Raw genomic sequence first — 13,531 nt, 5'->3', positions numbered from 1 at the left:
GCCAGCCAGCGCGTGCCTAAGAAATCCCCATGCCCTGGATCGCGCTGATCTTCCCGGGGTCGAAGCCGGCCAATTCAGCAAAGTGACGTCCGCGCGCGACGTAATCGCGATACGGCCCGAAACTCGGCGCGCCCGGTGACAACAACATCACACCATTTCCTTGTATTGCATCGCGCCCAATCCGCATCGCGTCTTCGAGATCACGCGCTTGCGACAAAGTGAAACCGCCTGCCGCCGCGATCGGTTCCAGCAACGCGTGGATGCGCGGGCCGTTCTGTCCCATGGTCACGATCGCGTGCGGTGCGCAGCTGCGCATCGCCTCGGCGAAATCGTGCCAATCGAGCCCGCGATCATGTCCGCCGACCAGCACCGCCACCGGACGATCGCGATAAAGATCGAGCGCGGCCAGCGTCGCGTGCGGCGTGGTGCTGATCGAATCGTTGACATAGAGAATGCCATCGCGCTCGCCCAGTGCCTGCAGGCGATTGGGCAATGGCTGGAAGGTCGCGGCGTGTGGCGCGAATGCAGCAGCATCGAACCCGATCGCTTCCAGCGCTGCCAGCACCGCACAGAGGTTGCCGCGATTGTGCGCGCCGGGCAGCGGCAGCGTCGAGGTATCGAAGATCGCTTCGTCACCACGATGGATCACCTCACCCTGCATATGCCAGCCATCGGCATGGTTGAACCACACGACTTCGCTGTCGGGCAGCTGCATCCGCGCCAGGATCGGATCGGCGGCGTTGAGCACCGCGACGTGCGGTTTCCCTTCCGTCACCAGCGCCAGCTTGTCGGCGACGTAGCGGTCCTCGCCACCGTGCCAATCGAGGTGCTCCGGATAGATGTTGGTGACGATGGCGAGATGCGGGCGCACGCCGCTATCGGCGACGTCACGCGTCTGGTAGCTGCTGAGTTCTATCGCCCAGACATCGGCCTGCCCATCGATCAGTTCCATCAACGGCGCGCCGATGTTGCCGACCAGTGCGGTGCGCTTGCCCGCCGCGCGCAACAAGTGCGCCAGCATCGCGGTGGTGGTGCTCTTGCCCTTGGTGCCGGTCACGCACAGGGTGTCGGCGTCGCGGCGTTCGGCGAACCACAGCTGCGTCGCGCCGACGAAGCGTGTTCCGCTCGCCTGCGCCGCACGCGCCATCGGCGAATACGGACTGATGCCCGGCGACTTGATCACCATATCGAACGCGGACAGGCGTTCGCCATCGACTTCTGCCTCGATGCGCAGCAAGGGATCGCCCAGCGCGCGTGCATCCTCGGCTTCCTGCGCATTGCAGAACAGCGTCAGTTCGCCGGGATAGCGGATACCACCGCCAGCCACGGGCGCGCTGCGCAAGGCGCGATGCGTCGCCTTGCCTTCGCGCCCCCAGCCCCAGAGCGCGGCGCGTTGGCCGTCAAGCAGCGAATGGCCCACGGATGCGTGCCCAGATCGATTCGGGAATGCCATGTTCGCCATCCAGTTCCAGCAACGGTTCGATGGCGAGATCGTCGCCGATCAGCTGCGGCAGGATCTCGTTGCGGAAACGCTGGACGATTTCGTCCTCGCGCCACTCGGATCGCCCCGACAACGCCGCCATCGCCGCGCGCGATTCACCGCCCTCGCCCACGCACTCGAACGGCTTGTGGTCGCGATATTCCAGCAATGCGTCGTAGCCGGGGACCTGGTCGCGATCATCCAGCAGGTTGCGCCCGAAGATCCCGACCAGTCGCGGCTTGGGCACGAAGGGCGCCAGTGCGAGGAAGACGAAATGGCATTTCGGGCAGACACCACACCAGCGTTGCGTCGGTTTTTCACCGAGCAGGTGGAAGTTGCGATTGCAGCTGGAGAACCACGCATCGTAGTGGTCGTTCTTCGCGAACTGGCGCGCCACCGCGAGTTCCGACAACGGCCGCAGCAACGAGTAATAGGAAAGATCGGCGGCAACGGTGTCGCGCACGACCTTCGCCAGTCCCTGCTCCGCCGCCCAACCCTTCGACCACTGGTGGTTCACTTCGCCGGTGCCTTCGATCAGGCTGCCGTAACTGGCGGAACGTTCGTTGGAGAACACCACCTGGTTGGCATCGCTGAGCAGCGCCGCCAGCACCATGATCGCGGAATTGATCGCGGTTACCGGGATGTGACCGTTCCATGCACCCTGGCGATTGAGTTCGAACAGTTCCGGCGCGATCTGACGTTCGATATTGAGCGTCGGCAGACCGGTGCGCGCCGCGCATTGCGCGATCAGTTGCGAGCCGCCGACCCAGGTGACGGTCTGCGGGATGCCGGCCGCGCGCAACGCTTCGATCGATACCAGCGAATCCTTGCCGCCGCCGATCGCGACCAATGCATGATCGCGCATTCCAAGCGCAGGCGCCGCTTGCGACGGTGCATCGCCATGCGGGAAACGGATGCGGTCGTGCAGGTTCAGGCCATTGCGATAGGCGAACTCGCCAAGGCCATTGAGGTACAGGCTGTCGAGATATTCTGCGGTCGAGAGATCGATCGCGCCATTCTCGATGCGGATGTCCTGCGGCACCGCCGCCTTGTAATAGCTGACCCCGGCGATCAGGTGCAGCAATCGCGTCGCTGCATCCACTGCGTGCTTGCGGGCGCCATCAAGAACGAACGGCGCACCGGGAATTCGCACGGTTTCGCTCAATACCGGACTGTCGTCGAAGGCATAGTCGAGCGTCGCCACGCCGGTCTGCGAATCGAAGCCGCAAGCGACGAAGCGGAAGGCGCGGATGACATCGCGCTGGAACACCCAGGAAGTCATGCCCACACTCATTCGATGATCTCCTGCTGCGGCAACGGCCGCTGGTTGTAGGTGCTGGCCATGCTGAAACCGTAAGCGCCGGCATCGGCGATCAACACCACATCGCCGGCTGCAGTCGCGCGTGGCAGGCTGCGTTCCTTGCCGAAAATGTCGCTGGATTCGCAGATCGGGCCGACCACGTCGAACGCACGGTCGTCGCCATCGTCGAGGCGGGTGAGATTGGCGATTCCGTGCCAAGCGTCGTACAAGGCAGGACGGATCAGCGCGTTCATGCCGGCATCGAGACCGACGCGACGCACGCCGTCTTTCTCCACCACCTGCGTCGCGTGCGTCAGCAGCACACCGGATTCGGCGACGAGATAACGTCCCGGTTCAATCGCGAACTTGAACGCCGGATGCACCGTCTTCATTTCCGACAATCCCTGCGACCACGCATCGAGATCGAACGGATCCTCGTCGGGACGATAGGGAATCGGCAAGCCGCCGCCGATATCGAGCGTCTCCACGCTACCGATGCGTCGTGCGAAACCGGCCATCGCATCGATCATCCCCTTCCAGTGGCCAACCGTTTCGATGCCGCTGCCGAGATGCGCATGGAGACCGGTGATACGCACGTCGAGCGTGCGCGCGAGATCGACGAATTCATCGACGCGTTGCGTCGACAGCCCGAACTTGGCGTCCTTGCCGCCGGTGGTGACCTTGGCGTGGTGGCCATCGCCATAGCCGAGATCGATGCGCAACCACAGCGACTGGCCGCGAAATACTTCCGGCCAGCGTTGCAGCAATTCGACATTGTCGACGGTGACGGTGACACCGCGTGTCAGTGCCGCGCGGTATTCGTCGATCGGCGCGAAATTCGGGGTGAACAGCACCTGTTGCGGCGCAAGGCCCGGCACCGAGGCGAACACGTGTTCGAGTTCACCCTGCGACACGCATTCCAGACCGAAATTTTCCTCGACCAGCGCGCGCAGGATCGCAGGATGCGGATTGGCCTTGATCGCGTAGTAGCGACGATCGATGGCGGGAATCGCGGCCAGCGCACGGGCGCGTTCGCGCACGGTCGGCAGATGGCAGGCGTAGGTCGGAGTGTGACGCGCGGCGATCTCGAGCAGGCGCGTGCGTTCCTGCGCCCACCACGGTTGCGGACGCGCGGCGCGCGGCGCGATCAGTTGTTGCCAGCTCGGGCCGAACACGCCGGGTTCGCGCACCGGCATCGCGCCGCTGCGGATCAGTTCGGCATGCAGCGTAGGAATCATGCCGTCGGCGTCGGCTTCATCGACCACGAAGGTCAGGTTGAGATCGTTCGACGATTGCGAAATCAGATGCACGCGCTCGCGTCCGAACGTCGCCCACACCCCGGACAGACGATCGAGCAGCGACCGCATGCCGCGACCAACCAGGGTGATCGCCGCGCACGGCGCGATCACTTTCACCCGGCACACCTGGGCGAGATCGGCGGAGAGTTCCGCCAGCACGCTGGTGTTCACGAGGTTTTCGCTGGGATCGAGCGAGACAGTGACGTTGGTTTCCGACGAACCGATCATGTCGATCGACAGGCCATGCGCGCGGAAGCGATCGAAGATGTCGGCGAGGAAGCCGACCTGCTGCCACATGCCGATGGTTTCCATCGACACCAGCACGATGCCGTTGCGGCGACTGACCGCCTTGACGCCGGGCACGGTGCGGCCGCTGGCATCGATGCGGGTGCCGTCGAGATGCGGATGGCCGGTATCGAGGATGCGCATGGTGACGCCGGCTTCGCGGCACGGCGCGATCGAGCGCGGATGCAGCACCTTGGCACCGGTGGTGGCGATTTCCTGCGCTTCTGCGTGATCGAGTCGGGCCAGCAGTCGCGCGTCCGGCACTTCGCGCGGATTGGCGCTGAACATGCCGGGCACGTCGGTCCAGATTTCCACCTGTTGCGCACCGAGCAGCGCGCCGAAGTACGCCGCCGAGGTATCGGAACCGCCACGACCGAGGATCGCGGTGCCGCCATCGATGTGGCGCGCGATGAAGCCCTGGGTGATGGCGAGATCGCCGGCCTGGGCATGGAAACGTTCGCGCATCGCGGCATCGGCGGTGATTTCGCAATTCACCGAAAGACGCCCCGACCACGCGCTTTCGTTGGGCAGCGACAGCGCATTCAACCACTCGCGCGCATCCACCCACTGCATGCCCATGTCGCGGCTGCGCAAATAGGCCGCGCCCAGCGTGGACGACATCAGTTCGCCTTGCCCCAGTACTTCGGCCTGCCAATCGAGTTCGCGCGTCGCCGCGCGCGGATCGTCGATCAGCAAGTCGCGCAGATGACGCAAGCGTTCGCCGAGCACGATATCGGCATCCAGCCCGAGGTCTTCCGTGCAGAACTGGCGATGCCTCGCATCCAGTTGCGCAAATACCGCCGCACCATCGCCACTGCCATCACTGATCGACTGCAACAGGTTGGTGACGCCCGACAACGCCGACACCACCACCAGCACGCGCGCACCTGTGGCCCGGCGTTCGCCAGCCAATTGGCCGATGGTGTCCCAGCGCTCGCGTTTCGATACTGAAGTTCCACCGAACTTCAACACGATCCAGCGCGGCGGGGAGACGGTCTGCGGCATTACACTTCACCTTGTGCCCGACAGCGGGCGTGAACCCTCGATTCTAGCGAATTGCTCGCGATATTCCCCCGGATCCTTCATGTCTTTTTCTTCTTCCCCAGTGCGCCGCCGGCGCTTCGCCCAGGTCGACGTCTTCGCCGATCGTCCCGGTGCCGGCAATCCGCTGGCCGTCGTACTCGATGCCGATGGCCTCGATGACGCCACCATGCAGGACATCGCGCGCTGGACGCGCCTGCCGGAAACCACCTTCGTGCAGCCGCCGGTGACGCCCGACACCAGCTATCGCCTGCGCATCTTCAGCCCGCGGCGCGAGGTGCCGTTCGCCGGACATCCCAGCGTCGGCACCGCCCATGCCGTGCTCGAAGCCGGACTGGCCGAACCGAAAAACGGATTGCTGGTGCAGGACGGCATCGCCGGCGCCTTGCCGTTGCGCATCCATGGCAGCGGCGCCGAACGCACTATCGCCGTGCGCACGCCGCGCGCGCGCCTGCTGGAAACCGCCAACGCCGATGATCCGCGCCTGCGCGATGTACTGGCCGGATTGCCGCTGGGTGAACTGCCGCCGGCACTGATGGATGGCGGTCGCCGCTGGTGGCTGGCGGAAGTCGCCGACGAAGCCACCCTGCGCGCGGCAACACCGAACTGGAGCGCGATCGCGAAACTCGCGGAAAGCACCGGCAGCATGGGCCTGTGCGCGTTCGCGCGCAGCAAGGATCCGGTCTATTACCTCGCCGTGCGCGCCTGGGTGGGTGCACCCGCGCAGTTCGAGGATGCCGCTTCGGGTGCCGCCAATGCCACCCTGGCGGCATGGTTGGCGCAACGCGGCGCCCTGCCCGGTCCTGACGGTTTCTATCGCATCAGCCAGGGACGCGAAGTCGGACACGACGCCATCATCGAACTCGACGTCGATGGCGACAGTGACGTCTGGTCGGGCGGTCGCGTCTGCACGGTGATCCGCGGCGAGCTCGACTGGCGCTGAGGCATGGCGGCGCCTTGCAGCGTCATTCCTCATCCAATACATCAAGTTGCCGTCACGAAACGAACACGACGTATTCACCCGCGACGGCTGGAAAATCTCCACCCCGCGGATCCCATCCGGCAAGCCAACCCTGAAAAAACAGGCAAAAAAGTTCGCCCCGGGGCTTGGCGACGCGGTATACATGCAATACAGTTGGTTGCCGGTCACGACCGCGCACCTAATTCCACACATTTCCTGAGGAAAGCGAAAACACATGGCCACGAAGAAAGCCAAAGCCACGAAGGCCGTCAAGGCCACGAAGGCAGCCCCGAAGGCAGCTCCCAAGGCAGCAGCCACCATGAAGCCGATCAAGGAAGCCCTGACCAAGTCGGGTCTGGTCGCTCACATTGCCGAATTCACCAGCGTCGCATCGCGCGATGTGCGCGCCGTGCTCGCCGCACTGGAAAGCACCGTGCACGCCTCCGTGCACAAGAAGGGCACCGGCTCCTTCACCATGCCGGGCCTGTTCAAGATCTCCGCAGTGGAAGTCCCGGCACGTCCGGCACGCAAGGGCATCAACCCGTTCACCAAGGAAGAGGTCACATTCAAGGCCCGTCCGAAGTCGACGAAGGTCAAGGTCCGTCCGCTGAAGAAGCTGAAGGACGCCGCGGCCTGATCCACGCCGCGATGATGAAAAAGCCGGCCCAGTGCCGGCTTTTTTTTGCCCGTGGGTCCATGTTCATTCGCGCGCGCGCATCCTCGCCTGCACCTGCAACAGACCGTGGAGCTGCCCTGCATGCATCGCCATTTCGCACTCCGGCTGGCCATCACCGCGCTGATCGCGCTCCCGCTCGCAGCCTGCCATGACCGAACCTCCACAGTCGACGGCACAACCGCATCCGCCGATTCCGACGCCCCCTCGCAATCCTTGCCGCGCCCGCAGAGCGATGGCCAACCCATCACCGGGATGCCGGGTGCGCGTCCGCAACCCGCCAGAACCGATCCGGCGACAAGCGCGACGGCACCATCGGCTTCGGCAACGCCGCCAGCGAGCGGCAATGACACCAGCACGCAATCTTCCCCTGCGCCCGAGGCGCGCACCGACAACGACGCGCAAGGCGCAGTGATCGGCGACATTCCGGAACCCACCATCGACGATGCCATGCAGGTGGTCCGCGAGTATTACGACGCCATCAACCGCGGCGCCTACGGGCGCGCCTATGCGTTGTGGGGCGATCGCGGCGCGGCCAGCGGCAAGACCCTGCAGCAGTTCAGCGATGGTTTCGCCGACACCGCACGCGATTCCGTCGACATCCAGCGCCCGACCACGGATGAGGGCGCGGCCGGCAGTCGTTATCTCGAAATCCCGGTGCGGGTGATCGCCACGCAACGCGATCAAAGCAGCAGGACGTATACCGGCAGTTATGTCCTGCGCCGCAGCATGGTCGACGGCGCCAGCGCCGAGCAACGCAAATGGCGCATCCAGTCGGCGCGACTGGTGCCGGGCAATTGATCAAAGCTCGAAGCGGTATGCCAGCTTCACCATCAGCATTTCGGTATTGCGCAGCTGGAAGGCATGCTGGAACTCGCTGCGCGCATCGGTGAACAGTTCACCTTGGTCGTAGCCGCCACGGCCGTACACCACATAGAGATTCGACAGCGGCGCCAGTTCGTAGCGATAACGGATCTGGAAGCCGAGCGTGTGCAGGTTGAAATCATTGATCACATCGTTGCTCTGCACCGGAGTCATGTCGGGTTGTACACGCCATGCCTGACGGGCGTGTCCGGTGAGACCGATCGCCTGCAGCTTCACGCGCAGTTCCTGCTTAGGACTGATATTCCAGTTCAACGTCGCTGCCAGCATGAGCTGGCGCTGTTCATATTGGCCGAGCAGGTTGTCGTGTTGCCACAGCAGCCATTCGCCATCACGCAGCCCGAAGATGCTCGCCTGCGCGTTGAGCGCGTCGCTGAAGAAGTACGTCGTGCCCAACTTCAGGCTGACCATCGGCTTGCGGTCGGAAGCGACGCCCATGCCGTAGGCGTTTTCCACCCGGGCCATCCACTGCCAGTTGCCGCGACGTCCCGGCTCGTGATCGAAGTTCACGTAATAGCCGGGCGTGATCCGTGTGGGTGCATGTCCCCACAGCAACAGGTCGTCGTGTGCAACAGTATGGAATTGCGCCATGAAGGACTGATTGCCGCCATCGCGCAGCTTGCTGTTGCGCTGGACGCGGAACTCGCGCTGCAACACCAGCCCGTTCGCATTGGTCATCCCGTCGATGCGCCAGCGCCAGTCATGCGCGACGTACATCGAATCCTTCGGCAGATCGGTGAAACGCTTGCCGACTTCCCATTGCGCGTAATCGAGATCGGCGCGACCGAGATAACCGAAGTCGTTGATCTCGAAGCCCTTGTCGTAATGGATGTACGCCCACTGCTGGTGCCAGTTGTTTTTCATCTCGTACTGGGCGAATACCGATGCCCCCAGCTTGCGTTGTGTCTGGCCTTGCTCGTCGATCGCGCTTTGCGCCGCATTGGCCACCACGGTGAAGTGGTCGTTCGGCTTCCATTGATCGTCGACCCCGAACACCGTCGCTGTGCGATCGAGGAACGGGTGCACCACCTGCGTCGCCATCGCGCCCAGCGTGTTGGTGTCGAAGGCCTGGGTCACTCGCGCGGCACGGAACGAGCGACCAGCGTCGCCGCGCTCTTCCGCCCACATCAAGCCGTAATTGGTCTTGCCGAAACTGCCGTTCAACTTGACCGCGGCATCGATGTCGGCCGCACCCTTGCCATCGTCGGAAGGACCACCGACGCGACGGGTGTAAATCAGCTGGCTGTTGTCCATCAACATGCCGAAATCGAAGATCGACTGGTTCTCGGTGAAGAACGGCCGCTTGTCGCTGAAGAAACTTTCCTGCGCGGTGAAGTTCACCACCAGATCGTCGCTCTCGACCTGGCCGAAATCGGGATTGATGGTGCCGCTGAGCTGGAACTGCCCGTTGGGCTTCCAGAACACGTCCATGCCACCGTTCTTCGACATCTTGCGGTCGACCATGTTGTAGCCGGCGGACACATAGGGCGTGAGCGCGAGCAGCGCCTGGCTGTAGGCTGGCACCTCTACCTGTTGGAACTTGGCGAGGAACTGAGGTCGCTCGAAGGTGATCGCTGGCCAGCCCATGCGTTCGCCGCTGACGCCGACCACGCGATCGAAATAGACGCCGATCGTGCGCTTGTCACCCTTGGCCTTGCCCATCGTCGCGACGCTCCACGGAATCAGTATCTCCGCGGTCCAGCCCTCATCATCCTCGCTGACGGCGTGCAGCCAGTTGCCGTCCCAGTCGTTGTTGAAATTGCCGTCCTTGGTGATGGTGCCGTCTTCGATTCCGCCGCCCAGCATCACCGTGAAGTCGTAGCCCTGGCGGCCATCGCCGTCGAAATCGAGCATCACGTTGACGCGATCGGTTTGCGCGTCCTCGTCGCGACGGGTCTTCTGGCGACGCCGTTCGACACCGGCCGGCTGGTGATTGCGGAACGCCACGGCGAGTCCCTTCGGCGTCGCCATGTACCAGACTTCGGTGGGCACGCTGCCGGGCTGGCCGGTGAAAGGCTGCACGGTGTGGAAATCGCTGATGTGGCGGGCACCGTCCCACTCGCCAGGTTCCATCTTGCCGTCGATCTTGATGTCCGCGGCCAGGGCGGGCGCGGCCACGCAAGCCAGCGACAACGCAGTGACCAATGTGCGGATTTTCATCGTGATGCGACCCCGGTTAAGTGGGGCCAGAGTAGAGGGCGCGCAGGGATTGCGCGCCTGCATAAAGTCACACGACTTTCGGCACAGGCCGCGAGACGCTTACTTCTTCTTGGGCTGCAGCATCGTCCCGGTGCAACCCTTCGCGCCACAGCGGCAGCCCCACAATTTCTTGAGCTTGGCGGTATGCGGTTCGTCCAGCACGATGCCGTAGTTGTAGCTCAGTTCCTCGCCGGGCTGGATGTCGCGGATCGCCTCGATGAAGACCTTGTCCTTGTGCGTCTTGCCCTTGTCGTTCTCTTCCTGCACCGCCTCGCAATTGGGCGCGCAGCTGTGGTTGATCCAGCGCGCGACGTTGCCGCCGACGTTGGCGTCGATCACGTAGTCGTCGTTGAGGGTGAACAGGAAGGTGTGGCCATCCTCATCCTTCTCGCCGTACTTGTTGTCCACGTCCTCGTGACTGCGCAGCGTGCCCTTGTAGCGCACCACCCGCTCGCCCTTGGCGATGAATTCGGTGGCGAACACGCCGTTGCCGTGGATCTCCGACTGGCGGCGCTCGATCTTGCGGTGCTTCTTGGGCATGGGTGAACCGTGGGTTGCGGAACACGCATTCTCGCCCATCGCGATGACACCCGCCATCACCACTGAACGGCGCTTGGCAGCATCAGGCCCGGTCTGGCAGGGCCCGGTGCAAATCAGTACAATATTGGTCCTGATTCACCCCCCGGGCCGCCGCCATGCTGCGCGTCACCAAACTCACCGATTACGCCACCGTGCTGATGACGGTGCTGGCCCGCGAGGCCGGCACGGTGCTGAGCGCGTCGGAACTGGCGGCGCGCGCCGGGTTGGAGCCCTCCACCGTGGCCAAGGTGCTGAAGCCGCTGGCGCAGTCCGGCCTGGTGGAAAGCGTGCGCGGCGCCAACGGCGGTTATCGCCTGGTGCGCGACCCGCACTCGATCTCGCTGGCCGACATCGTCGAGGCGATGGAAGGCCCGTTGGCGATGACCGAATGCAGCATCCACGAAGGCCAGTGCGGCATCGAGACCTCGTGCGGTGCGCGGGTCAACTGGTTGCGCGTCAACGATGTGATCGCCGATGCCCTGCGTAGCGTGACCCTGGCCGGCATGGCACAGCCGGTCCCGGCGAAACGCGCGCGCGCCATTCCGCTGCGACTGAGCGCCTGAGGAACAGCCATGAATACGCAGAACGCCCCGATCCAAAATGCAGCGGTCATCGAACAACTGGGCCGCCGCTACGACGCCGGCTTCATCACCGAGATCGAATCCGATTCGCTGCCGGCGGGATTGTCGGAAGACATCATCCGCGCGCTGTCGGCGAAGAAGGACGAACCGGAGTGGATGACGGACTGGCGGCTCGCCGCCTATCGCCATTGGCTGACCATGCCGATGCCGCATTGGGCGAAGCTGAACGTCGCGCCGATCGACTTCCAGGCGCTGAGCTATTACAGCGCGCCCAAGGCCAAATATGCCTCGCTCGACGAGGTCCCGCAGGAACTGCTCGATACCTATGACAAGCTCGGCGTGCCGTTGCACGAACGGGCGAAGCTGGCTGGCGTCGCCGTCGACGCGGTATTCGATTCGGTGAGCGTCGGCACCACCTTCCGCAAGGAATTGGCCGACAAGGGCGTGCTGTTCTGCTCGATGTCGGAAGCGATCCGCGAATATCCGCAACTGGTGCAGCAATATCTCGGCAGCGTGGTGCCGACCGGCGACAACTACTTCGCCGCGCTCAATTCCGCGGTGTTCTCCGACGGCTCGTTCGTGTTCATCCCCAAGGGCGTGCGTTGCCCGATGGAACTGAGCACCTACTTCCGCATCAACGCCGGCCACACCGGCCAGTTCGAGCGCACGCTGATCATCTGCGAGGACAACGCCTACGTCAGCTATCTCGAAGGTTGCACCGCACCGATGCGCGACGAGAACCAGTTGCACGCCGCAGTGGTGGAACTGGTGGCGCTGGAAAACGCCGAGATCAAGTATTCGACGGTGCAGAACTGGTATCCCGGCGACGAGAATGGGGTCGGCGGCATCTACAACTTCGTGACCAAGCGCGCCGAATGCCGTGGTGCGCGCAGCAAGGTGACGTGGACGCAGGTGGAAACCGGATCGGCGATCACCTGGAAATACCCGAGCTGCGTGCTGTTGGGCGATGACAGCGTCGGTGAATTCCACAGCGTCGCGCTGACCCACCATCGCCAGCAGGCCGATACCGGCACCAAGATGATCCACGTCGGCAAGCGCACCAAGTCGAAGATCGTCTCCAAGGGCATCAGCGCCGGCCACGGCCAGAACAGCTATCGCGGGCTGGTCAAGGTGGAGCGCTCGGCCGAAGGCGCGCGCAACCACACCCAATGCGATTCGCTGCTGATCGGCAAGAAGTGTGGCGCCCATACCTTCCCCTATATCGAAGTGAAACGCAGCGACGCCACCGTCGAGCACGAAGCGACCACTTCCAAGATCAGTGACGACCAGCTGTTCTACTGCCGGTCGCGCGGAATTTCCGAAGAAGACGCCGTGTCGATGATCGTCGACGGTTTCTGCAAGCAGGTGTTCCGCGAACTGCCGATGGAATTCGCGGTGGAAGCAAAGAAGTTGCTGGAAGTGAGCCTCGAAGGCGCCGTGGGTTAAGCAAAATGAATCTGAGTAGTACGAAGAATCCAAGAGAAACGAACATGCTGAAAATCGACAACCTCCACGCCGCCGTCGGCGCCCGCGAAATCCTCAAGGGCCTGTCGCTCGACGTGAAACCGGGCGAAGTGCACGCCATCATGGGCCCGAATGGCGCCGGCAAGTCCACGCTCGGCAACGTGCTGGCGGGACGCGCGGGCTACGACATCAGCGCCGGCCATGTCGAATTCGACGGCCGCGACCTGCTGGCGCTGGAGCCGGAGGAACGCGCCGCATTGGGGGTATTTCTCGCCTTCCAGTACCCGGTGGAAATTCCCGGCGTCAACAACACCTACTTCCTGCGCAGCGCGCTCAACGCACAACGCAAGGCGCGCGGCGAAGCGGAACTCGATTCGGTGCAGTTCCTCAAGCTGGTGCGCGAGAAGATCAAGGTGCTGCACCTGCCGGACACCCTGCTCAACCGCGGCGTCAATGAAGGCTTTTCCGGCGGCGAGAAGAAGCGCAACGAGATCTTCCAGCTCGCCGTGCTCGAACCGAAGCTGGCGATCCTCGACGAAACCGATTCCGGCCTCGATATCGATGCGCTGAAAGCGGTCGCCGATGGCGTCAATGCGCTGCGTTCGCCGGAACGCGCCTTCATCGTCATCACCCACTACCAGCGCCTGCTCGATTACATCAAGCCGGACGTGGTGCATGTGCTCGCCGATGGTCGTATCGTCGAAACCGGCGGCCCGGAACTGGCGTTGCAACTGGAAGAACACGGTTATGCGTGGCTGAAAGACCGCGTGGCACCGGCGGCGGCCTGA

The 13,531-nt window shown here is 63.7% G+C and carries 11 protein-coding genes; 6 read left to right on the top strand and 5 right to left on the bottom strand.

Annotated elements, in window-relative coordinates; all coding sequences use genetic code 11:
* Positions 1-16 precede the first annotated feature (16 nt).
* The 3 genes from murD to Lysil_RS05280 are packed head-to-tail and all read right to left on the bottom strand — an operon-like array spanning position 17 to position 5,368.
* Entirely contained in the window at positions 17-1,420 is a 1,404-nt protein-coding gene (gene murD, locus Lysil_RS05290; protein WP_103074471.1) for a UDP-N-acetylmuramoyl-L-alanine--D-glutamate ligase, read from the bottom strand.
* A complete protein-coding gene (gene murL / locus Lysil_RS05285; RefSeq protein WP_103075001.1) occupies positions 1,401-2,762 on the bottom strand; it encodes a UDP-N-acetyl-alpha-D-muramoyl-L-alanyl-L-glutamate epimerase in 1,362 nt (453 codons plus the stop codon). The genes murD and murL overlap by 20 nt, the downstream gene beginning before the upstream one ends.
* Before the next feature lie 8 nt (positions 2,763-2,770).
* Positions 2,771-5,368 (bottom strand): bifunctional aspartate kinase/diaminopimelate decarboxylase, encoded by a 2,598-nt coding sequence (locus Lysil_RS05280; RefSeq protein ID WP_103074470.1) that lies wholly within the window; start codon positions 5,366-5,368, stop codon positions 2,771-2,773.
* A gap of 100 nt (positions 5,369-5,468) precedes the next feature.
* Here Lysil_RS05280 and Lysil_RS05275 point away from each other — a divergent pair, with 100 nt between their 5' ends.
* From Lysil_RS05275 to Lysil_RS05265, 3 genes are all read left to right on the top strand, one after another.
* Entirely contained in the window at positions 5,469-6,347 is an 879-nt protein-coding gene (locus Lysil_RS05275; protein ID WP_103074469.1) for a PhzF family phenazine biosynthesis protein, read from the top strand.
* 253 nt (positions 6,348-6,600) lie between these two features.
* A complete protein-coding gene (locus Lysil_RS05270) occupies positions 6,601-7,002 on the top strand; it encodes an HU family DNA-binding protein (RefSeq protein ID WP_103074468.1) in 402 nt (133 codons plus the stop codon).
* A 120-nt stretch (positions 7,003-7,122) separates the two neighbouring features.
* On the top strand, positions 7,123-7,839 hold the full coding sequence (locus Lysil_RS05265; protein ID WP_129588364.1) for a hypothetical protein: 717 nt from the start codon (positions 7,123-7,125) through the stop codon (positions 7,837-7,839).
* On the opposite strand, the gene Lysil_RS05260 is transcribed toward Lysil_RS05265, so the two are convergent.
* The gene (locus Lysil_RS05260) at positions 7,840-10,080 is read right to left on the bottom strand and encodes a DUF5916 domain-containing protein (RefSeq protein ID WP_103074466.1); all 2,241 of its coding nucleotides are present in this window, start codon (positions 10,078-10,080) and stop codon (positions 7,840-7,842) included.
* A 99-nt stretch (positions 10,081-10,179) separates the two neighbouring features.
* Positions 10,180-10,659, bottom strand: coding sequence for an SET domain-containing protein (locus Lysil_RS05255; protein ID WP_103074465.1), 480 nt, complete (start codon positions 10,657-10,659; stop codon positions 10,180-10,182).
* Between the two features lie 155 nt (positions 10,660-10,814).
* On the opposite strand from Lysil_RS05255, the gene Lysil_RS05250 reads away from it, so the two are divergent.
* The 3 genes from Lysil_RS05250 to sufC are packed head-to-tail and all read left to right on the top strand — an operon-like array spanning position 10,815 to position 13,531.
* Complete coding sequence (locus Lysil_RS05250; RefSeq protein ID WP_103074464.1) at positions 10,815-11,261, top strand: SUF system Fe-S cluster assembly regulator; 447 nt, start codon at positions 10,815-10,817, stop codon at positions 11,259-11,261.
* 9 nt (positions 11,262-11,270) lie between these two features.
* A complete protein-coding gene (sufB, locus tag Lysil_RS05245; protein WP_103074463.1) occupies positions 11,271-12,725 on the top strand; it encodes a Fe-S cluster assembly protein SufB in 1,455 nt (484 codons plus the stop codon).
* Between the two features lie 44 nt (positions 12,726-12,769).
* Positions 12,770-13,531 (top strand): Fe-S cluster assembly ATPase SufC, encoded by a 762-nt coding sequence (sufC, locus tag Lysil_RS05240; RefSeq protein ID WP_103074462.1) that lies wholly within the window; start codon positions 12,770-12,772, stop codon positions 13,529-13,531.

Origin of the sequence: Solilutibacter silvestris (genome assembly GCF_002895945.1) — a bacterium.
Taxonomy (GTDB): Bacteria; Pseudomonadota; Gammaproteobacteria; order Xanthomonadales; family Xanthomonadaceae; genus Solilutibacter; species Solilutibacter silvestris.
The sequence above is the reverse complement of the archived record's forward strand: the minus strand, read 5'-3'. Positions and strand labels throughout refer to the sequence as shown.

Bases quoted from the DNA above. Each gene is read 5' to 3' on its own strand.
- sufB (WP_103074463.1), top strand. From the start codon at position 11,271: ATGAATACGCAGAACGCCCCGATCCAAAATGCAGCGGTCATCGAACAA.
- murL (WP_103075001.1), bottom strand. From the start codon at position 2,762: ATGACTTCCTGGGTGTTCCAGCGCGATGTCATCCGCGCCTTCCGCTTC.
- Lysil_RS05255 (WP_103074465.1), bottom strand. From the start codon at position 10,659: ATGCCCAAGAAGCACCGCAAGATCGAGCGCCGCCAGTCGGAGATCCAC.
- Lysil_RS05250 (WP_103074464.1), top strand. From the start codon at position 10,815: ATGCTGCGCGTCACCAAACTCACCGATTACGCCACCGTGCTGATGACG.
- sufC (WP_103074462.1), top strand. From the start codon at position 12,770: ATGCTGAAAATCGACAACCTCCACGCCGCCGTCGGCGCCCGCGAAATC.
- Lysil_RS05270 (WP_103074468.1), top strand. From the start codon at position 6,601: ATGGCCACGAAGAAAGCCAAAGCCACGAAGGCCGTCAAGGCCACGAAG.
- Lysil_RS05280 (WP_103074470.1), bottom strand. From the start codon at position 5,368: ATGCCGCAGACCGTCTCCCCGCCGCGCTGGATCGTGTTGAAGTTCGGT.
- Lysil_RS05260 (WP_103074466.1), bottom strand. From the start codon at position 10,080: ATGAAAATCCGCACATTGGTCACTGCGTTGTCGCTGGCTTGCGTGGCC.
- Lysil_RS05265 (WP_129588364.1), top strand. From the start codon at position 7,123: ATGCATCGCCATTTCGCACTCCGGCTGGCCATCACCGCGCTGATCGCG.